The following is a 22,179-nucleotide window of genomic DNA, read 5'->3' as shown; positions in this document are numbered from 1 at the left end:
CAAATGATACACACTAATACTGAAGAACAGACCATTGTTCGCCCGGATCCTTACTGGGATGCTTATTTTCGTTGGCCAGCCGACTATTTCCCCTTTAACCTTCCGGCTTGCTCGGTTGAAAAACACCAGTATGATCTGGACACACAAAACGAAGCGATTGTTACCTGGGACATCAGCTATAACCTTGAGCTGGAATGTGGCCTGGTATCATCAGAAAAGCACCTGCTTCATGATATGCAACCACGGAAAGGCATTACGGGAGAACATTTCCGTGTCATGCACCTCCTTAGCGAAGATCAGCTAAGCGGTCCCATCGGGTTTACCTTTACCTGGGCCTTCTATATTCCCATGCCGGCGTATATGCCTAAGCATCCAATGGGTATCATACAGCTCGATCCGCAGGAACTAAAAGGAAAAAATACCGTAATCACAATCAGGGATACCAGACCCAAAAATCAATAGCTATGGCAGTTAAAATCATTATTCCATCCAAAGCCTTTTTGCAGGATTTGGAGTCCAGAGGACAAAAATTAAGGAGTGCAGATCCCCATCTTAATCTCTACTCAGCAAAGGGTAAAACCGCCCATATTCATGATCTTATTCAAAATGGGCCCCAGAAACAAAAGATGAGATCAGCGCGCGCTACATCCCAGTCGCAGGGCGTCTATCACGCTCTGGCCAATCTTTGTACTTTTATTATGGACGAAGAGCAGATCGATGAATCTTACTTCAAAGATACTTTTGATGCCACGATCAGGGAAAACGTAGAAGTGGCATCGGTTACACCCGCAGAAATATCGCAGGAGTCACAGACAACCTTACCGGAATTCTGGCATAAGAAAAAACTTAACCTGGATGGGAACCTTACCGGCAGGAATATCAATGTAGGCGTGATCGACAGTGGAATTTACGCAAGTCACCAGGAGTTTGCAGGCAAGCAGATAAAATTTGCAGAGTTTGACACTGTCGGTAAACTTGTAGGCACAACTCCAAAAGACTATGGAACCCATGGTACTCATGTATGTGGTCTGTTGGCCGGTAAAAATGCAGGGGTAGCGCCGGATGCTTCGCTGACTGTAGCAGCGTGTCTTACGGAACGTGGTGGTACAGCAGGATACCTGGCTCAAATACTTGGCGGTCTGAATTACCTGCTGGAACAGGGCAGTGACAATGATACGCAGGAGGGAAGGGTACATCTGATCAATGCTTCCATTGAATCTGCATCCGGTTTTAATGATTACCTTCACGGTGCCCTGGACATGGCGCTTGCGGATCCCGGTACCCTGATGATTGCAGCAATAGGCAATAACGGAAGTAAGGGAAAAAACAGCGATTGCAGCCCTGGCAATTATGACCTGACACTGGGTGTCGGTGCTTTGGACGAAAATGATCAGGTGGCTTCTTTTTCTTCGTGGGGCACAGTAGCTCAGTTGGGCAATATCAGCAAACCGGACTTCAGTGCTCCAGGTGTCTGGCTGTACTCGAGCTTGTCAGGACCCGGAAACCAATACTTCAAGCAAAGCGGCACCTCAATGGCTTCCCCGGTAGCAGCAGGAATAGCAGCATTATTGCTGGAACGGCAGCCAGAACTGATCACGCAACCGCTAAAGCTCAAAGAATTATTGCTTAATATGGTAATACCTTTGCAGGATGTAGAGCGTGCCGGAAAAGGCAGGATAAATTTAAGCAGCTAAAAAAAAGCTTATGAAAAAAAAAGAAATCAGTTTCCTGGTAAGTTTGTCAGATGCCCGATCACTTGTACCGGATACAAAGGAAACAGACAAAGACCGGCTTATCACATTAAAAAAACAATTGGAACAACTGGACATAAAAGTGGAGCATTTACAAACGCTGGGCCAGCTGGTGATTCATGCACCGGAAGATGTCTGGAATAAAACAATCGAGGAAATAGAATCACTTACCGGTAAGGATTTTCAGATTGAACCGAACCGTTTATTGTAAAATCAAATAACTCCCATTGCCCGGCCCAAAGCAGGCAGCAACTATTATGGATAACAGTGAAAAATTAACTCTGGATAACAGGTTCGCACAGATGGCGCGAAGAGCAGGTATCATAGCCAAGACTTCGGATCCCTGGATTAGGTGGCATGCTTACCTCACCCGATGGACAGAAGATGCCTGTTTCGCCATCCAGGAATTGATGGAGGACATGCCCTTGCCGGCAACTGCCCTTGATGTTGCCACAGGAACGGGAACTCCGGTACTGGATCTGGCGAAGGCCTGGCCGCAGTGCCGTTTTGAAGCTTGTGATATTGCCACAGAATCGATCGAAATTGCCAGGCTGCTGGCACAGGAAGAAGAGCTGCGCCATATCTCATTCAAAGTGTGTGCTGCAGAAGAGCTGGATGATCCCGATGCCAGCTTTGACATGCTTACCTGCTTTTTTTCCCTGATGTATCTCAAGCATACCTCAAGGGCTATAGATCAGTTTTTGCGCGTCCTTAAACCAGGAGGATGTATGGTAATCACAACCTGGACCGGTGACAACCAGTTGTTCCGGCTTGTTAAGGATGCATTCGCTATGACGGACCATACATATCCCGACGGCCAGAACCCCTTTATGTTTTCTGACAGCCGGGCGCTTAAGGTATTGTTTGAAGACAAGCCCGTCAGCAATCTACAGGTAAGGGCAAGAAAAACGGTTTTGAACTGGGAAGGTAACGAGCAGGAATTGTGGGCATTTTTCAAAGACTGCAATCCCGTAATCAATACACTATTGTCTGTGCTTTCCGCTGATGAACGAGAGGAAAAGGAACAGCATATTTATTCGCTTTTGTCCGGTTTTAAAATTGGTGGCAATATTCTTTTTGAAGCAGATATGTTGGTGTGTTCGGCACAGAATAATGATCTGCCTCTTTAGTAGATGTAAATTCCAGTCAAATTGATCATCTGGTGTGTGTATTAAATTAGCAATGAATTAGTACTTATTTTTTCATATTGTAAGCTTCATACATTCGTAAAAAAACCATGAGACTATTTTTCTCTAAAAAAAGTATTTAAACGTGGGAATAGATTAAATATACTTCCGGACTTCAGTATTATATTATGCATTTTTATAAGTGGAAATAGATTTAATAATAATAAAAAAATCGCCAACTGTTTTCAGTTGGCGATTTTGGCTTTTTGTGACCTCGACAGGATTCAAACCTGTAACCTTCTGAGCCGTAATCAGATGCGCTATTCAGTTGCGCCACGAGGCCGTTGTTACCTTGTTGTTTAAGGGTTTGCAAATATAGCACTTTTTTCTTTTCTTTGAAAGATGAAACAGAGAATTTTACTTTTATTTACAGTTATAGCGCTAATCTCCTGTAAAAGAGAACAAAAAATTTCGTCCTCAGACTGGACTCAAATCTCAAACCGCACCCAATTTAAGGAGCATGACGGTCTTTTGGAGCTGAAGTCGGGAAATTTCACCTATAATTTTAAGCAAAATCAGACTCCATTTAAGAAAATCATCCTTTTGAATGCGAGTATGGCCGGGTATATTTCCGAATTGGGAGCTGAAGATCTGATCATCGGGGTTTCAAGTCCGGAGTATATTTATTCGGAGAAAATTCAAAATCTTTTAAAGCAAGGGAAGATTCAGAATGTGGGAAGTGAGCAGAAGTATGATGTAGAAAAAATCATTTCCATGAAGCCGGATGCTATTTTCACCAACTATATTGCAAGCTTTGACAATGCCTATCAGTTGTTGAAAAATAATGGAATTCAGGTTGTTTTTCTGGATGAGTACATGGAACAGCTTCCGTTGCAGAAAACGGCTTACATCAAACTTTTCGGAGAGTTTTTCGGAAAAGAGAAAGAAGCTGAAGCAAAATATAACGAAATTGAAAAAAATTACAGTGACCTGAAGCAACTGGCATTAAAAGCAAAAGATAAGCCTGTAGTACTCGCCAATGAAATGTACGGCGACGTTTGGTATCTGCCGGGCGGAAAAACATCCGTAGCGAATTATATTGGTGATGCCAACGCTTCTTACATCATGAAAGACAATAAAGAAGAAAAGTCTCTGACTATGAGCTTTGAAGAGGTATATGCTAAATCACCCGGCGTACAGTATTGGATAAATGCAGGAAGTCATACCTCTAAAAAAGAAATGCTGGGAACCAATCCTTTCTACGGAAAGCTGGAAGTATTCAACAAAGGAAAGATCTACACCATTGCCGGGAAAGAAAAAAACAAAGCCAACGACTTTTTCGAAAGCGGAGCCGTAAGAGCGGACCTGATTCTGAAAGATTACATCAAGATCTTCCACCCAGAACTTCTTCCGGAATATCAGCTTACCTACATGAAAGAGCTTCAATAACTCAGACGAATTGTTTATTTTTGCAGTTCCTTTTTACAAAAAATTATGTGGAAAAAAATTAAACAGCTTATTTTCATCGTTCTTGTTCTGAATGTGGTGTTCATTATCTGGGGCAGATTTTTCAATCCGCCTATTACCATTACACAGATCGGAGGTATTTTCGAATTCGGAAAGCTGCACAGGGATTATGTTTCCTATGACGAAATGGGAAACAACGTCAAAAAAGCAGTGATCGCTTCTGAAGACCAGAAATTCTTTGTCCACAACGGTTTCGATTATACAGCGATTGAGAAGGCAATGAAGAATAACGAGAAAGGAAAAAAGATCCGTGGTGGAAGTACCATTTCGCAGCAGACCGCAAAAAATGTCTTTCTGTGGCAGGGCAGAAGCTGGTTCAGGAAAGGACTGGAAGCCATGTATACCTTCATTATTGAGAAAGTTTGGAGCAAGGATATTATTCTGGAAAGGTACCTGAATTCCATTGAAATGGGGCAGGGGGTATTCGGTGTGGAAGCTGCGGCTCAGTACTATTTCGGGAAATCATCCAAAGATCTGAGTGCTTCAGATGCTGCCTGGATTGCGGCTGTATTGCCAAATCCCAAGAAATATGACCCTAAAAATCCATCACCGTATTTAAGAAAGAAACACAATTGGATCATGAGACAGATGAGGAATGTGAGTTTGAAATAGTATCTTTGTCCTAATGAAATTTTTTAATTCCAGCACAAGTTTTGAATCAGTTCTTAAAAAATACTTCTCTTTTAAGAATGAAACCCTTTCTTTAGAGCCTTTTGCAGAGTTTTTAGAGAGCATTAAAAGGGCAGATTTCACGGACGTCCTCAATTTCCTTAAAAGTAATCCGGATTTTACTGAAAACTTTAAACATTACATTCATAATGTTTTTAAAGGAAGACCCTTCAACCTTTCCCTGACCGAAGCCAATATTCTCTCAGAAAATGCCTTCTTTCCGGAGCTTAAAAAGAGAATCCTGAATAAAATACTGCCGCCCGTAGAGAATGAAAAAACGGTGTGGTACATGATTGATAATGTAAGTCTCAGACCTAAAAAAGATCTGCAGTACTTACACAATCTTCCCGAAAATGAAATTGATGAGTTTTTAGACCTTCTCGACGCTTCCAATTTTATTATCCAACCCAATGTCAAAAAAGAACTGATCTTCTCGATGAGTATTCTTTCCTGGCGTGTGACGGGAATGGCGATGGAAGTAGAGGTGGTAAGAATGGCTCCACAGTACAGAAATCTGGACAACCCGTTCCTGGCGCTTCAGAATGAACTGGAAGCACTTACGGAAGACCTGAAAAATGATCCTGAACTTCAGCTGCATTCCAAAGACAGCCGCTACAAACAGATCAAGATCTATACGGAACATTGCCATGAATTCGTGAATATTGCTTTTAAAAATTCTGCGAAATACGGAATCTCCGGAAAAATCAATCAGTCACTGCTTAAGATCCGTCAGCAGACCGAAAGGATCTATGAAATTGTACAGCTTCTGGTCATTGATAATGAGGAAGATATTACGATAAAATCAAAACAGCTGATTTTTAATATCTTAAACTATAAATCCCATAAAAATAATATTGCAGATCTGATCAACGACAGTACACGTCTGATCTCGCATCTTATTACCAACCACACCGCAGAAACCGGTACTCATTACATCACATCTACCCGGAAAGAGTATATGACGATGTTCTATAAAGCCAGTGGCGGGGGAATTATTGTAGGTGCACTCTGCGTTTTGAAAATGCTCTACGGATACATTCCCGGGAGTGATTTTTCCCATGCATTTTTATACTCGATGAATTATGCGATGGGGTTCATCATGATTTATCTGATGGGCTTTACGCTGGCTACAAAACAGCCTGCCATGACTGCAGCTACGATGACCAAAGTTCTGTCGGAAGAAGGAAACAGCAAGCGGAACAACACCGAATTTGCCCATCTTGTGTCAAAGCTTTTCAGAAGCCAGTTCATTGCATTCGTAGGAAATGTTCTTCTTTCCTTTCCGATAGCTTTAGCGATCATCTATGGTCTGGACATCTTTTTCTCTCAGAATTTAGCGGTAGAAAGATCGGATAAATTATTAAAAGACCTCGATCCATTTAAGTCAAAGGCGATATTGCATGCCAGTATTGCCGGTTTTTATCTTTTTATTTCAGGGATTATTTCCGGAAATATCGGAAACAACTCAGTGTTCTATCAGATTCCGGAGAGGATTGCAAAAAATCTGTCTATCAGGAGCTTTTTGGGTAAGAAATTCGCAAAAAGATTATCTAAATATTACGCTAAAAACTGGCCGGGAATTGTTTCCAATTTCTGGTTTGGGGTATTTCTGGGCGCAACCGCTCCGATTGGTCTGTTCTTCGGATTAGACCTTGATATCAGACACATTACTTTTGCCGCCGGAAACTTTGCATTAGGCCTTTATGGAAAGGATTTCTCCGTAGATTCTTATACCTTCTGGATATCTTTTGTTACGGTTTTCCTTATTGGATTCTTCAACTTTCTGGTAAGCTTTAGTTTGTCTATGTTTCTGGCGTTCAGATCAAGAAAAATGAACTTTGGACAGGTGAGCGAAATTTACAGGGAAATTTTCAAATATTTTGTAAAAAATCCGTTCAAGTTTTTCTTCCCTTTAAGTTCAGGACTGGATAAAAAAGCAGACGATCTGATGAGCAGTACCCTTACGAATAAACAGGAAGAACACTAACCGACATTGAATATCATATCATTTATATACTGAAAATGCTCCCGAAAAGGAGCATTTTTATTTTTTACAGATAGATCAAAATCAAATATTCAACCGATCAAAAATGATTAAAGTTGAGTCTTGTTATACGCAAGGTTCTAATATAGGACATCTAGCTGGAAGAACGGTGTAGTAATTACATTCCCCTGTAGCACAAACCGTTTGACAGCATACTTTTCCTCCAGCACCCATAATTTGGCTTAAATTTTCTCTGCTTAATTTTTTAATTGATTTTTTCATGTTCAGGTGATTTAATATTGTTCTCAAATATAATATTAAATTCAATACTGTCAATTATTTTTATGTAAAATATCTTTATAAAATGCGAATATCATTGAATTTATCCTCTCCAAACTTGTCCTGAAACTTTTTAAGATAAAAGCTTTTACGCATCTGAAAATCGTGTTTAAGCAGAGGAGAATCAATTTTGATCATAATGCATTGATCCTCAATATTCACACTTCTGATCTCGTTGAATAGACTTTCGTCAAGATACTCCTCTAGAAAATCTTTAATTTCAAAAGCAATCAGTTTATGTTCAAAACCATGAATTCTTGCAAAAGATTTCACAAGTTCTGACGATTGAAATTCACGTTTTTTGGTCTTCTTCATAGGGTACGGATGTAAAATATGTATTAGGTTTCCAGCTGTTTATTTTGGATAAGGACAGTTCGGAAATCCATAAAATGCTTAAGATACTAAATCTGTTATTTTGTTTTTAGTCCTGATATATTACCTGATCCCGTTCCATACAGAACGCTCATCAGCTCTGTCGTTAACCGTAATTTGAGATTCAACATCAAAACGCATAGAGACACGATGATCAGCACTATAACTATCCCAGCCTGGGTTACCGTTAGTGGCAAAATTCACCCATGCTTTATGCACAGTATCAGCCAATTGCTGCGGTGGCTGATTACCCAGCATTTCTGTAAAACCAGTGTTAGTGAGATTATCAAATACAAAGGCAATTTCAAGGCCGTGACAGGCCCCAAGTAAATTATTACATGCAGGAGACTGCCATGAAAATTCATACACATGCACATTGCTGTGGTTCTCTGCTATTCGTAACGCGGGGATGCGATAAAACCAATCTGTTATTATAGCGCTCAGAATATCACCGGGCGAACAGTCTGAACGGTTTGTGCGGTAGGTTTGAATAGCCTCAGCAGATAGTCCATAAGCAGAAGCCGAAATATCCAGAGCGGGATCAGTAATTTTTGATATGATACCATCAGGAACAAGAAATAATCTGAATTCCTCGCTATTAGTACCAATTAGAATATCTACGTCTTTACCTGCACCATTGGCAATGCATTCTATGGGGGTTGCGGTTAATAAATGGCCATCAACTACCGGTTCAAAAGGCATCAGGTTACGTGCGGCTTCACCCCATAATTCGACTGAAGGTTTTGCCATAATTTCGGATGCTAACTGACCCTGTGCAGCAAAAACTTTTTCTGCACTAACCTGTCCGATTGCTTCACGTGTTGGTTCAACGCCAAGTATTTCAGCAAGCCTTGTACCAATAAGCTTTGCCGATGAAGGGCTGATTACCGAGTGTCCAGCTCCCGATTCAGCAATCGCCCGTCGGAATAACCCCTCTGCTTCCTTCATTGCCAGCAGGGTACAAACGCTCATTCCGCCGGCAGACTCACCAAAAATAGTAACATTTTCAGGATCACCGCCAAAGTTGGCAATATTGTTCCGGACCCACTTAAGTGCAGCAATCTGGTCGAGTATGCCAAGATTGGGTACCCCGTCACCAAACCATAAAAACCCATCGATACCAATTCTATAGTTTATGGTAACCAAAACAACACCATCTCGTGCAAAATTACTACCATCATATCCCGAAACAGCACCTGATCCAAGACTAAAAGCTCCCCCATAAATAAAAACCATTACAGGCTTTTTTCCGGTGATAGCTGCGGTCCAAATATTAAGATTCAAATAATCGTCTCCCGGAATGACAACATTAGGTAGCAATCCTGCAAATGGTCCGGATGAAGGTGTTATTTGTGGTGGGGTAGCTCCATATTCAGTTGCATCCTTTATACCTGTCCAGGGTGTGGGAGGTTGAGGTGGTTGAAATCGGTTGGCTCCAATTGGAGGAGCGGCATAAGGAATACCTTTAAATGTAAGGATTCCTTTCTCTGTTTTAACGCCCCTAACGTCCCCATATTCAGTGCTAATCGTGTATGCTGTTTCCATCATAATTGTAAAAGTTTTATCACAAGTTACCAAAATTTAGTGAAATAAATAAAGTGATAAAAATGATATTTATTACTGAAACCGAATATTAAATCTTCGTCATACGTCAAAAATGATACTCTCTTCATTAATCTTCTTCACCACGCTTTCCGTACGCTCCCGATGGGTATCTGTGATAAATATCTGCCCGAAATTCTCCTGATTTACAAGTTCAATAAGTTGTGAAACCCGGGTGTCATCAAGCTTATCAAAAATATCATCCAGAAGAAGTATGGGTGTCTTTTTAGTCAGTTCTTTCACAAGGCTCATCTGGGCGAGCTTTAACGAAATCAGGAAAGATTTCTGCTGTCCCTGTGAACCTATTTTCTTGATCAGGACATGATCCATTTCAAAAAGAAGGTCATCCTTGTGGATTCCTTTTGAAGTATACGTCAGCATACGGTCTCTTTCAAGGCTTTCCGTTAAAAGAGTCCTGAAAGCTTTGTCAGGCTGAGCGGAGTCGAAGCCTTCACTTAAATCAGACTGGTACTGAACGGAAACCGTTTCTTTTCCTCCGGAAATAATACTATAAAAATTCTGAATAATAGGATCAAGTCTTTCTACAAAATTTCTTCTTTTGACGAAAATACTGGTCCCGAATTTACTGATCGGATCATCATAAATCTCCAGTGAATCTCTATCCCAGGTTCTGTTTTTAGCGAAATATTTTAACAGTGCATTCCTTTGCTGTACCGTTTTTTGGTATTGAATCAGATCAAAAAGATATTCGGAATCCGTCTGGGAAATCATAGAATCCAGAAACCTTCTGCGACTTTCCCCTGAATCTGAAATTAAATTCGAATCATAAGGAGAGATCGTCACGCTTGGCAGATACCCGATGTGGTCTGCAAGACGGTCATAGCTCTTATCGTTCTTTTTAATGATCTTTTTGGCTTCTTTAGGCTGGGAGATTTTAATGATATCTTCACTGTCCTCATTCTGAATTTCAGCATCGATGGTGAAAAAATCTTCCTCCCTTTTGATATTGTTAGTGTCCGTGTTTCCTAAAAAACTTTTTCCTACAGATAAATAGTGCAGTGCATCCAGAATATTGGTCTTTCCGGCACCGTTGTTTCCCACAAAACAGTTGATTTGAGGAGAGAATTCGAATTTCTTCTCCGAATGGTTTTTGAAATTGTAAAGGGAAAGCTTTTTGATAATCATTCGTCAAAAATACTCCATTATTAGTAAAAATAAAAAAGGAAGTGCGGAACAGGTTTCGATCCAAAAAGAGAAATAGGTGTCATCTCTTTTATTTTCAGAGAAATAGATCAGGATAAAGGTGATGATTCCTGTAAGAAAAAAAGCAATGCCGTAATTCAGCTTAAGGTTAAAAATAGCTAAAAGGACGCTTATAAAGACCAGTACATAAGCAATGTATTTGGTGTTCTGAACGCCTATCATCTTTGGAAAAGTCTCTACCGTATCACTTTTCATGTCCCGGATATCAAAAGGAAGAACCAGTGCGGTTATAAAAAAGAAACTGATCAGAAAAATAGGAAGACTGAACTCCGGAAGGGTCAGCCAGCAGTTGACCAGCGCCCAGACCAACCCCACATAAAAAACTTTGAGCAAGGGAATCTTCCGGATATAGACATCGAGGAAGAAACTGTTGTAAAGAAGTCCCAGAACCACAATCACAAACCATTTCAAAAGTCGTACTTCATTATGATTATGAATGATCAGAAAAGCACAGATAACACCGGCTGCTGCGTTCAGAGCCAGTATTTTGAAAAAGTGCTTGGTATACTGATATTTAGTGTAAAGATAACCACTGAAATAAGTAATGAAAATTAACAGAATTGTAGGGAAACGGAATGTGTTTTGCTCTTTCATGAAAAATACTGCGAAAAGAGTTCCCATAATGGAGACATAAATCTGGCTGTCAATGACAGTTTTTTTCAGTATTTTTAAGAAATTCATTTATCAAAAATAACATATATGAAAAGATTTTCCAAGATTTTTATGCTTTTGCTTTTAATGCTGAGCTTTTCCACCGTTTCGGCGCAGAAATACTACGACGATCAGTGGAAGAAAGTGACCGAAAACAGTGCGAAAGGTGCCTATAAATCTAATCTTCCCATCATTTTAGACATACAAAACCACGCAATGAAAGAAAATAATGCCATCCAGCTCATCCGTTCCCTGAAAGCGGAATTCAGTGTTGTGAATCTTACCGTAGACGACGATAAGAATGATGCAGCCTCGAAATTTTTTGTCAAGCTGAAAGAGGCGGACAGCAAATTGAAAGGCGAAGAAAAATTGGTGTACGCGGTTCTTCTGAACGGATTTTTTATGGATTATTACAATCAGAATTCGTGGGAAATAGAAAGCAGAACCAATATCAATTCACAGGATCTGGCTCAGATCGAAACATGGAGCAAGCTTGATTTTAAAAACCATCTGAAAAAAAGCTATCAGGAACTCGATCAGCAGAAGCAGGAGATGAAAAAAATACCTTTGGCGAAATACAAAGATATTTTTACAGAAATGAAGGATGTGGCTTTTTTTCCAACGATCTTTGAATGGTATTCTATGAAAAAGATCAGTTTTCTTTCTGAAGGCAGTCTTTTCACAAAAAATGAAGTAACGGAAAACAGAACACAAATCAATGCGACTTTTGATGAACTGATTGCGCAGAACAGTGGAAATCCTAAACTGTATTTCTCAAAGGAAAAACTGACGGAAAACTGCAATTACAATCAGTGTAAAGATAAAGTGGAACAACTCCAAACTCTTTTGAAATCGGGTACGGAAGGAGATTACAAAGTGATCATCATGGAAGATATCATGAATGAGTTGATCGCGAAAAAGAAGGAGAAAGAAGCTCTGGCTATTGCTGACCAGGCGAAAAAACAGTATCCGAAATCTCCATTCATTGAAAATATAAAAAACAAAGAAAATCAGATCACCAATCCGTTTCTCACGATTAAATATGAACAGCAGACCCAGAACAATCTGCCGATTCATTTCGTAGCGGAACATAAGAACGTGACGGATTTTTCACTGAACATTTATGAAGTAAAAGAAGATTTTACAACATTGATGCAGTATGTACAGAATTCATACAACAATACTTTTAGTAAGGTTAAAAAAAATCTGGTAAGAAAAGAGACTTTCCAGCTTGGTGAATCCAAAGATTTTCAGATCCACAAAACTTCACTGGAGATCAAACCTCTTCCTTCCGGAGTTTATGTTATTGAATATGCTGTGGCAGGATCTGATGCAAAAGACAGCAATTCCAGACAGAATTTTTACTTCCTGGTTTCAGGAAACAGAGTGATCTATCAAACCAAAACAGACAGGAACCAACTTACCAATACGCTGAAACTGGTCAACAGTGAAAATGGAAAACCGGCAGCGAATGAAAGCCTTACGTTCTATGAATTTGTGGCCAATAAAACGTTAAATAAAATTGATGGAAAAACGGATGCGAACGGTGTTTTTAAATTCCCTTCCACAGCCAGCAACGAATATTACAGGACTTTCCTGATCCGCCAGCCAAAAACCAATGACTTCCAGATCATGCAGGTGTATGGAAACAGCGGAAATGTAGAAAACTACAATCCCAATAAACAAAACCGCAGTCTTGCTCAGATCTTTACGGACAGAGCGATCTACAGACCTGGACAGACCGTTTATTTCAAAGTGATCAATACAAAGATCGATAAGGAAATAGAAGCTGTAACTTCAGGGTTAAAACAAAAAATTACCCTTCTGGATGCCAACAGCCAGGAAGTGTCTTCACAGAATTTTACAACCAATGAGTTCGGATCTTACCACGGAAGTTTTATCCTTCCAAAAGGCCAATTGAACGGAGTTTTCTATTTAAGAACAGATGAAGGGTCTCAGGGTTACAAAGATATCCGAGTTGAGGAATACAAGAGACCTAAATTTGAAGTGACTTTTGATCCTGTAAAAGAGGAATACAAATACGGACAGACCATCGAGCTGAAAGGGAAAGCAATGATGTTTTCCGGAGTAGCGTTGAGCAATACAACCGTCAATTACGAAATCAAAAAGCATAACATCAGATGGAGATATTTCTGGTGGTACCCGCGTGGTGATGACAACGAAAATTCAATCCTTGGCGAGGCTAAAACCAATGAGAAAGGAGAATTTGTCATCCGTCTTGATCTTAAAAAAGATGAAAAGCTGGAAGGAATCCAGATTGATAACTATGAGATCAATGCTTCAGTAATGGATATCAACGGAGAAACACAGTCTGCGAATACGCAATTGAAGGTAGCTTCGGTTTCTCACTATATTAAAGCGGACGGAATCAAAAATACATTCAGTGATGAAAATGTAAAACTGAAAGTAGAAACGCTTAATTACAACGAACAGGACCTTAAAAAATCATACAACGTAAAATTATCAAAACTGAATACTCCGAACAGGATTTTCAGAGATAATTTCGCACAGGAAGTTCAGAATCAGCCTAAATATTCCAGAGAAGAATTCATAAGCAAATTCCCGCATGATCTTTTCGATAAAGAGGATGAAACTAAAAACTGGAAAGCAGAAAAACTGATTTCAGAAAAACTTCAGCAACCGTCTGCAGAACTGGATTTAGGAAAACTGGAAGCCGGCGATTATCAACTTGAGCTGTATAATATGGAAGGAAAAGACACCATAAAATCTTCTCAGAATTTCAGTATCTGGGATAAAGGATCTTTAAAACCTTCGCAGAAAACATTCCTGACCGTTATCGAACCTAAGAATGAATTTTCAAGAGGGGAGAAGGCTAAGGTATATGTCTATTCTGCAGTTCCGGATGCCCTTGTGAATGTATTTATTCAGGACGGTTCTGGGAAAACAGTTTCGGAAGTACATCAGATGAAGAAAGGCGTTCTGGAATACACCACAGATATTCCCAAAGACAAAAGTGTTGCAGCATTGAATGTCCAGTTCCAGATTGCCGCATTCAACGATGTGCAGACCCAGTCTGTAACTTTAAAAATAAAAAACACAGAACAGCCTGTAAAAATTGAAACCGTTACTTTCAGAGATAAGCTGGAACCGAATTCAAAAGAAAAATGGACTGTAAAAGTTTCAGGAAGTGATAAAGAAAAAGTAAATGCTGAAGTACTGGCCAATATGTACGATATGTCATTGGATCAGTTTGCAGTAAATACATTCAGCTGGCAGAATCTTTATACACCCTATTCTATTGTAACCTCTTACGACATCAGACAGTATCTGCTTCAGCAATACTATCAGAAAAGATTGAAATATTACAATGGAAAATATGTAGATATACCAAATTTTAACTGGTTTGATGGTGATTATAATAGTTATGGATTAAGAGGAAGAGTAGCCGGATTACAGGTTGAAGGTGTGGCAATGCCAGCAGCACCGATTGCCGAAGCAAAAATGGCAAGTGTTGATGAAGTAGTAGTAACAGGATATAGTGTAAAAAAAGCAAAAAATGGAAGTGCTGCTGCTGGAGCTAAGGAAGCTGATGCTGATGGAGTTATTGATAAAGATGACGCAAAAGAAGACCTGGAAAAAGTTCCTGTACGTCAAAACCTGAACGAAACCGCATTCTTCTATCCTGATCTGAAAACAGATGCAGAAGGAAATGTAAGCTTTGAATTCACTTCTCCGGAAGCATTGACAAAATGGAAGCTGATGTTCCTGGCGCACACGAAAGATGCCAGAGCGGCAGTATTGGAAAAACAGGTAGTGACGCAGAAAGAATTCTCAGTGACTCCAAATTATCCGAGATTCTTAAGAGAAGGAGACGAACTGAATCTTCAGTCGAAACTGTCCAATCTTACTGATAAAAAACTAAGCGGTTCAGCAGAACTTCAGATCCTGGATGCCTTTACGAATGAAAATATTTCTTCTCAGTTCGGGATCAATGCAGGAACGCAGAATTTTAGCTTAAACGAAAAAGGGAACAGCGCATTGACTTGGAAACTGAAAGTTCCGAATAATGTGTCTTCCATTATATTGAAAGTAGTAGCCAAAGCAGGCGCTTACTCAGACGGAGAACAGCAGGCGATCGCTGTACTTCCAAACAGAATGCTTGTGACAGATGCCGTACCGGTATTTGTGAAAGAAGGCGAAACGAAAACGTTTGTTTTAGATAATCTTAAAAATACAAACTCTACGACAATCACCAATGTTTCGAATACGTTGGAACTGACGACGAATCCGATCTGGGAAATCATGTTTGCGCTTCCGAGTCTGAAAAATGATCAGAACAATTCTGCCGACGTGATCTTCAACAAATGGTTCGCTGACGTATTGGCTTCAGAAGTATTCAAGGCCAATCCGAAAATGAAGACCGTTTTTGAAGAATACCAGAGCAAAGGATTGCTGAATTCAAATCTTGAAAAAAATCAGGAACTGAAACAGCTTCTATTGGAAGAAACACCTTGGGTATTGGAAAGTAAAAATGAAGGCGAGCAGATGCAGAAACTGGCTCTATTATTTGATGCCAACACCATGAGGAATTCAATCAATCAGGATTGGAGTGATCTTAAGAAACTGCAGAATCCGGACGGAGGCTTCTCTTGGTATCCGGGATATCCGAGTTCTTACGGAACGTCGTTGTACATCCTTAAAAACTTAGGTAAGATCAATACCTGGTTAAAAGATAATGCGAAAGACTATCAGGGAGCTGGTCAGAAAGAACTGGAAGCGAAACTGGTTCAGTACGTAGACAACGAGATCGATAAATACTGGGATGCGAAAAAAGATAATGTCTGGAACAACTGGACCATGGATTATCTTGATACCCGAAACTATTGGGAAAAACAGTATCCGCTAAAAGGAAAAGGTGCTTCATTGAAAACATTGGTAAAACAGAAAGCAAAAACAGCGAAGATCACAGATTTCACGTTCTTCGGACTTCACCGTGCTGCCTTACTGATGAATGATTACGGCTTAAAAGACGTCTCAGATAAATTAATGAACTACCTGAAGGAAACTTCTACCGATACAAAAACTCAGGGCGTTTACTGGAAACAGAACCTTAACGACTGGGGTTGGTTCGGATCTAAAGTAGTGAATCATGCCGGTGCTTTGGAAGCATTCAATAAGCTAAAATCGAATGATCAGAAATTCATTGAAGACATGAAGATCTGGCTGATCACACAGAAAGAAGTGAATTCATGGGGAACTTCAAGAGGAACCTCAGAAGTGATCTTTACGATCTTAAACTCAGGTAAATCATGGACCAGCGCTGAAAGTGATAAAGCTACCATCGTTTGGGGCGGAAGAGAATTGACTCCGCAAACACAGGCGACAGGTTATGTGAAATCAACCGTGAAAACGGATGTAGTAGATAAAAACTTAGGAACTGTTACCGTTACCAAACCAGGCCCTGGAATTGTACAGGGAGGCCTGTTCTGGCAGTATTATGAAGATCTGGATAAAATAAAATCTTCTGAAAACTATATCTCGATCACCAAAGAGCTTTACAAAAAAGTGAAAACGGTAAACGGTGAAGAACTTCAGAAAATTTCAGCGGATACGCCTTTAAAAGTAGGGGATAAAGTAACCGTAAGAATGATCCTGAATACAGACAGAGCGATGGAATTCATTCACATTAAAGATATGCGTGCCGCAGGATTTGAACCTACAGATGTACTGTCCGGTTACCAGTGGAAAAACAGCTTAGGCTATTACCAGTCTACGAAAGATGCTTCCACGAATTTCTACATTCAGTATATGCCGAAAGGAAAATATGTCTTCGAATATGACCTTATTTCCAATGCCGCAGGTAAGTTCTCCAATGGGATCACCACGATGCAGAATTACTATGCACCGCAGATGAATGCCCATACAAAAGGAACCAACGTTCAGATTTTGGAATGATTTTTGGCTATAGGGAAGAAGTAAAAATTTTAAAACAAAAATAAGATGAGATTTTCAAAAACTTTAATGACGGGACTGATCATGTTGGCAGGTGTAAATGCTTTCGCACAAAAGAAAGCAGAAAAGTTTGAGAAGCTGGAAATTGAAATGTTCCCTAAAGCGAAAGACGGATTCAAGCAGGTATATATTCAGTTGCCTGTTGCAAAAAATGAAAGCGATTTAAAAGTAGAATTTTTTGTAGGTGCTGAAAAATTGCTGGATTGCAACAAACATTTTTTAATGGGTAATGTGAAGACTCAGGATCTTCAGGGATGGGGCTACAACTATTATGAAGTAGAATCCAATGGTGAAACGGGAGGAACCTTAATGGCTTGCCCGGATCAGAAAAAGACAAAGAAATTTGTGACCCTTCAACCGGAGATTGTAAGATACAACAGCAAGCTTCCTTTGGTATTTTATGTACCGAAAGACCTTGAAGTTCGTTACAGGGTTTTACGTCCTGATGCGAAAATGAAATCCGCAGTACAGAGATAAACCCATATCTTTACATATAAACTCCTCACATTTTGTGGGGAGTTTTTGTTTGCCCTAAATCGGACTTTTGAGTAAACGTTATATTTTCTCTCGCAGATGGTTTTGATGAAGCAGATTTAATCTTTATGATGCCTTGAAAAAATGATTAACCACAAAAGTCACAAAAGTTTTTCTTAGCATTTTAGTTTATTTGAAGTTTAATTAATACAGTAAAGAAGAGCATTTAAGTTTTACAAAAATTAAAATTTTTATTTGTTACAATGAAAAATTTGCCCAATCTGAGAAATCTGCGAAAAAATATATACGCAATCATCTGTGTCTATCCGTGAAATCCGTGGTTAATATTTTCCCGAAGAATACATGGATTTATCAGATAAATCTTGAAGTGCAGCACATAGCATAATTATAAAATTTCAATGTTTTGAATGATAAATTTCACACACTTTTTGATCTGTGTGATCTGAGAAATCTGCGGGAACTAAAAATTGAACCATTAAGGCGACATTAAGTTTTTAAGAGTATTAAGAATAGCTCTGCTTTAAGAACAACGCTTAAAAAAATCTTTAGATTTTCCCTTAACGATTCTTACCTCCTTCACTCATCTAAATGTTTCAGAAAAAAGAATTACATGAAATTTGGACTAGAAATATCCCCATGAATAAAAGAAAATTCAACTTTTTTCCAATTAAAACAATCCTCAAATTAAAGTTAAACGGATCCTCTATAATCATCACAAATAGAAGATTAAAACTAAACATATTTTAAACTTACTTTAAATTCACCATATTGACGAATTATCTTCGGGGATTTAACATTTTTTTGCATTATATTTGTTATAAACATAAACCATGAAAAACAATTTATTGATTTTTACGTTTAGTTTTTTGGCTTTCCCTGCTTTCTGCCGGGCACAGTCTGCGCCGGATTTTAAAGAACTTTTAGACAGTGCTATGGTCCGTGATTCTGATCTCAAAATGCAGATTACCCAGAACAAACTCACAGACCTTGACGGACACAAACTGAAAGACATCTTTCTTCCTACACTTGAAGTGAGCGGACAGGTCGGATATCTAAATGCAACCGCAAGACTTACATCGCCGGAAATTAATCTGGCGCCTTTTATCAATATTCCGGAAGGAAGTTTTAATAATAACCTCAATGTTTCCGGATTCTCAGGGATTGCAAAAGCAGACGCCAAAATGCTTCTCTATTCAGGCGGAAAGGTAAAGTACCTGAAAAAAGCCATCGAAGAAAAGAAAATCTCAGAAGATATTCTCCTTGAAAAAACAAAAGATGATGTAGTCGCTGGTATTTCTAAAGCATACGATCAGCTTGCTCTGATCCATCAGTCTAAAAAAGTGCTGGATGAAAGTAAAAAAAGACTCGACATTAACAGAAAAACAGCAGATAAAGCTTTAGGTTATGGCCTGATCACGCCATACGATCATAAAAAAATAGAACTCGCGCAGGCGACGCTGGATGCCAAAATGGTAGAGTATGAGGGTAAAAAAGAACTTCTGCTTACCCAGCTTTATATCCTGAGCGGAATCAGTAAAGAACGCCTCAGAATGATCGACCCCGTGCTTGCTCCGTTGGAATTGCTTTCCGCACAAAAAGGAATTGAGGAAAGAGCTGAGGTCCGTGCTTTGGAACATGGTATAACAGCGGCAGACTATAAAATAAAAGCCGAGAGAACCTGGATGATTCCTAAAGTACAGTTGATGGCATCCGCCTATTATATCGGACTTTACGGAAGCCGAATCAAAACCTCGGAAAATGTAATTCCTGCAGTTCCGGCCCTGGGCTATGAAGGCGCAAAACTGGACTGGAGACCTACGAATGTGAATATTCTTCCTCTATTAACGGCTGGTGTCGGTTTTAAATGGGAAATCTTTGACGGAAAAGAAGGAAAACATGCAGAAGAAACAGCGAAAGTTGGAAAAGAAGTCCTTCAGAATAAAAAAGAAGATGCCTTAAAAAAATTAACGCTGAATCAGGCAAATAATCAAACCAATTACGACATTGCAACCGCTCAGATCACTTTAAAAGCCAAAGAAAAAGAACTCGCTAAAAACGCTTTGGTTCAGGCTGAAAAAGAATTCAGATACGGGATGAGTAAATCTTCACAGCTCATCGATGCGGAAAATGATCTTGAAGTCGTGGAGCTTGAATATCAGAATGCCCTTTTCAACCAGAGAAGAGCCGGAATAGAGCTGATGAGATCGACTCAGGAGCTTGATATCACAAAACTTTATTAATCCCTTACTATTAAAATGATGCATAAAAATATACTCACCCTCTTTGCTGCTCTTTTTCTATTGGGGAGCTGCAGTGAAAAAAAAGAAAACCTGAACGATTCCGCGGGGAAGACCAAAAAAGATGTCGTCTCTTTTGCCCCTAAAGTCACCGGAAGAATTCTGAAAATATACGTAACGGAAGGCCAGACCGTGAAAAAAGGCGATACGCTGGCCTTACTGGATGTTCCGGAAGTTTCTGCAAAAATTGCTCAGGCTCAGGGTGCAGTTAGCGCGGCGACAGCTCAGGAGCAGATGGCAAAAAACGGAGCAACAGGAGATCAGTTGAGACAGCTTCAGGCTAAATATAAAGGCTTGAAAGAACAATATGAATTTGCCCAGAAATCATATAAAAGAGCCAATAATATGTTCCGCGACAGCTTAATGTCTCCTCAGGCTCATGATGAGGTGTATGCTAAGCTTCAGGGCGCAAAAGCCCAGTATGATGCCGTAGTAGCTGAACTGGACGATGTACAGAGAGGAACCCGCGTGGAAAAAGTGGAAATGGCAGCCGGACAGGCTTCCCAGGCTAAAGGTGCGCTTCAGGAGGCCAATGTAGCCTATTCCGAGAGATACATTATCGCAACCAATGATATGGAAATAGAAACCATCAGCTTGAATGCCGGAGAATTGGCTACGGCTGGTTTTGCTTTATTCAACGGATATATTCCTGAAAGTACCTATTTCAGATTCACAGTTCCTGAAAGTGCGATTTCAAAATACAAAAAAGGACAGGAAGTTAATATGCAGGTGGTTTATAATAAAGAAACTTTGAAAGGGACAATTGTTTACATCAAACAGCTGACAAGATATGCGGATATTACTACTGCTTATCCGGACTATCAGCTGCAGGACGCAGTTTATGAGATCAAAGTGAAACCCACCGACATGAATAAGGCTAAAGGTATATTGGTAAACGCTAACGTTATCCTGAAATAATTATGAAAGAATTTTTCCGTCTTTTAAAACGAGAGTTCAAGCTTTTTATAGGCAATTCTACCCTAAGGACCGTATTTTTTCTGGCCCCGGTATTCTATGCCACACTCTTAGGTTTCGTGTATAAAAGCGGAAAAGTGGAACATACACCGGTACTTGTTGTCGACCGGGATAATACGCCGTTGTCAAGTCAGCTGACCGATATGCTGGATGACAATAAAAGCATCAGCATCATTAAATATGCCCAGGAACCGCTCAGTATAAAGGATGAAGTGATCAGGCATGAAGCGGCCGCTGTTGTAATTATTCCATCAAGATTTGAAGCTGATATGCTCCAGAAAAAATATCCGGAACTGAATGTCTACGTCAATACTGGAAACGTTCTTACCGCGAATTTTGCTTCCAAAGCACTCCAGCTGACAATAGGAACTTTCTCTGCCGGAGCCTCCATCAAAGCTTTACAAAAAGCAGGAATGCCCGCTACGAAAGCAGCTACCCAATATGAGCCTTTCAAAGCCAATTATATCACACTTTTCAATACCACAGGAAACTATCTGATTTTTATGTGGCCGGCGATGCTGGCTGTCGTTCTTCAGCAGGTTATTCTTCTGGCGATGGCGGTAAGTTTTGCTGCCGAACTTGAAAGAGGATCTTTTGTTAAAGAATACCTGAAAATGAAAAGATGGGCGTTCCCGACCATGCTGATCAAAGTGATCCCGATCTGGGTGTTCTCCATTCTCATAGTCGGAGTGTACTACTTTATGCATATGATTTTCCGGGTACCGATGCCGGAAGGAATACTTAATTTTATTCTTCTGACGGCAGTTTTTGTAGGTTCCGCTTCGTTTTTGGGAGTACTCATCAGCATATTGATTCCGGATGCTTTGAAAGCCACTCAGATTCTGATGGTCATTGCATCTCCTGCATTTATTATCAGTGGGTTCACATGGCCGTTGAGTGCAATGCCTGCCTTCGTTCAGTTTATTGCCAATATCATTCCCCTTACACCTTTCCTTCAGGCTTTTAAAATTTTACTGATCCAGAAAGGTTCCGTCGAACTTACATTTCCCTTCTTAAAACATTTAAGCATCCTATTGGTTATCTATGCTATCCTGGGCTGGATTGCTTTAAAGATCAAATTGTGGTTTATTTTTAGAAATACAGGTGCTGAAGAGGTAGAAGAGGTTGTAGAGTAGGAGAGTTTTAGGGTACTAGGGTTTTAGAGTGCGTCG

The 22,179-nt window shown here is 39.8% G+C and carries 16 protein-coding genes and 1 tRNA gene; 12 read left to right on the top strand and 5 right to left on the bottom strand.

The genetic code is table 11. The features are described from left to right. Positions 1-3: 3 nt before the first annotated feature. From BM143_RS02325 to BM143_RS02310, 4 genes are read left to right on the top strand one after another with little or no spacing between them, the layout of a single operon-like run. The gene (locus BM143_RS02325; protein ID WP_090022555.1) at positions 4-462 is read left to right on the top strand and encodes a hypothetical protein; all 459 of its coding nucleotides are present in this window, start codon (positions 4-6) and stop codon (positions 460-462) included. A 2-nt stretch (positions 463-464) separates the two neighbouring features. Continuing rightward, positions 465-1,694 carry a S8 family peptidase gene (locus tag BM143_RS02320; protein ID WP_090022552.1) on the top strand — a complete coding sequence of 410 codons (1,230 nt, stop codon included), beginning with the start codon at positions 465-467 and terminating at the stop codon, positions 1,692-1,694. Positions 1,695-1,704: 10 nt separating this feature from the next. After that, positions 1,705-1,962, top strand: coding sequence for a hypothetical protein (locus BM143_RS02315; protein ID WP_090022550.1), 258 nt, complete (start codon positions 1,705-1,707; stop codon positions 1,960-1,962). A 46-nt stretch (positions 1,963-2,008) separates the two neighbouring features. After that, positions 2,009-2,881: a class I SAM-dependent methyltransferase gene (locus BM143_RS02310; protein WP_090022547.1), complete on the top strand. Its 873-nt coding sequence runs from the start codon at positions 2,009-2,011 to the stop codon at positions 2,879-2,881. Between the two features lie 266 nt (positions 2,882-3,147). Here the strand turns inward: BM143_RS02310 and BM143_RS02305 are convergent. Then, positions 3,148-3,221 (bottom strand) — tRNA-Arg (locus BM143_RS02305). 59 nt (positions 3,222-3,280) lie between these two features. On the opposite strand from BM143_RS02305, the gene BM143_RS02300 reads away from it, so the two are divergent. The 3 genes from BM143_RS02300 to BM143_RS02290 are packed head-to-tail and all read left to right on the top strand — an operon-like array spanning position 3,281 to position 7,061. Next, on the top strand, positions 3,281-4,327 hold the full coding sequence (locus BM143_RS02300) for an ABC transporter substrate-binding protein (RefSeq protein ID WP_167375225.1): 1,047 nt from the start codon (positions 3,281-3,283) through the stop codon (positions 4,325-4,327). A 45-nt stretch (positions 4,328-4,372) separates the two neighbouring features. Next, the gene (gene mtgA / locus BM143_RS02295) at positions 4,373-5,017 is read left to right on the top strand and encodes a monofunctional biosynthetic peptidoglycan transglycosylase (RefSeq protein ID WP_090022543.1); all 645 of its coding nucleotides are present in this window, start codon (positions 4,373-4,375) and stop codon (positions 5,015-5,017) included. Positions 5,018-5,030: 13 nt separating this feature from the next. Further along, entirely contained in the window at positions 5,031-7,061 is a 2,031-nt protein-coding gene (locus BM143_RS02290) for a recombinase (protein ID WP_090022540.1), read from the top strand. A gap of 354 nt (positions 7,062-7,415) precedes the next feature. On the opposite strand, the gene BM143_RS02285 is transcribed toward BM143_RS02290, so the two are convergent. From BM143_RS02285 to BM143_RS02270, 4 genes are all read right to left on the bottom strand, one after another. Continuing rightward, positions 7,416-7,712 (bottom strand): DciA family protein, encoded by a 297-nt coding sequence (locus BM143_RS02285; RefSeq protein ID WP_090022537.1) that lies wholly within the window; start codon positions 7,710-7,712, stop codon positions 7,416-7,418. Positions 7,713-7,832: 120 nt separating this feature from the next. Continuing rightward, a complete protein-coding gene (locus BM143_RS02280; protein WP_228430667.1) occupies positions 7,833-9,317 on the bottom strand; it encodes a carboxylesterase/lipase family protein in 1,485 nt (494 codons plus the stop codon). A gap of 96 nt (positions 9,318-9,413) precedes the next feature. Next, the gene (recF, locus tag BM143_RS02275) at positions 9,414-10,517 is read right to left on the bottom strand and encodes a DNA replication/repair protein RecF (protein ID WP_090022534.1); all 1,104 of its coding nucleotides are present in this window, start codon (positions 10,515-10,517) and stop codon (positions 9,414-9,416) included. Positions 10,518-10,520: 3 nt separating this feature from the next. Further along, a complete protein-coding gene (locus tag BM143_RS02270) occupies positions 10,521-11,276 on the bottom strand; it encodes a UbiA prenyltransferase family protein (RefSeq protein WP_090022532.1) in 756 nt (251 codons plus the stop codon). Between the two features lie 18 nt (positions 11,277-11,294). Here BM143_RS02270 and BM143_RS02265 point away from each other — a divergent pair, with 18 nt between their 5' ends. The 5 genes from BM143_RS02265 (at position 11,295) to BM143_RS02245 (ending at position 22,143) form a co-directional block, all read left to right on the top strand. Beyond that, a complete protein-coding gene (locus BM143_RS02265; protein WP_090022529.1) occupies positions 11,295-17,183 on the top strand; it encodes an alpha-2-macroglobulin family protein in 5,889 nt (1,962 codons plus the stop codon). 45 nt (positions 17,184-17,228) lie between these two features. Beyond that, complete coding sequence (eco, locus tag BM143_RS02260; RefSeq protein ID WP_090022526.1) at positions 17,229-17,717, top strand: serine protease inhibitor ecotin; 489 nt, start codon at positions 17,229-17,231, stop codon at positions 17,715-17,717. An 848-nt stretch (positions 17,718-18,565) separates the two neighbouring features. After that, entirely contained in the window at positions 18,566-19,975 is a 1,410-nt protein-coding gene (locus BM143_RS02255) for a TolC family protein (protein ID WP_072922322.1), read from the top strand. Between the two features lie 18 nt (positions 19,976-19,993). Next, positions 19,994-20,950: an HlyD family secretion protein gene (locus tag BM143_RS02250; protein ID WP_034725610.1), complete on the top strand. Its 957-nt coding sequence runs from the start codon at positions 19,994-19,996 to the stop codon at positions 20,948-20,950. 2 nt (positions 20,951-20,952) lie between these two features. Beyond that, on the top strand, positions 20,953-22,143 hold the full coding sequence (locus BM143_RS02245) for an ABC transporter permease (RefSeq protein ID WP_090022524.1): 1,191 nt from the start codon (positions 20,953-20,955) through the stop codon (positions 22,141-22,143). Positions 22,144-22,179: the final 36 nt, after the last annotated feature.

Origin of the sequence: Chryseobacterium oleae (assembly GCF_900115055.1) — a bacterium.
Lineage (GTDB): Bacteria > Bacteroidota > Bacteroidia > Flavobacteriales > Weeksellaceae > Chryseobacterium > Chryseobacterium oleae.
This window is presented reverse-complemented; position numbering and strand designations above follow the sequence as displayed.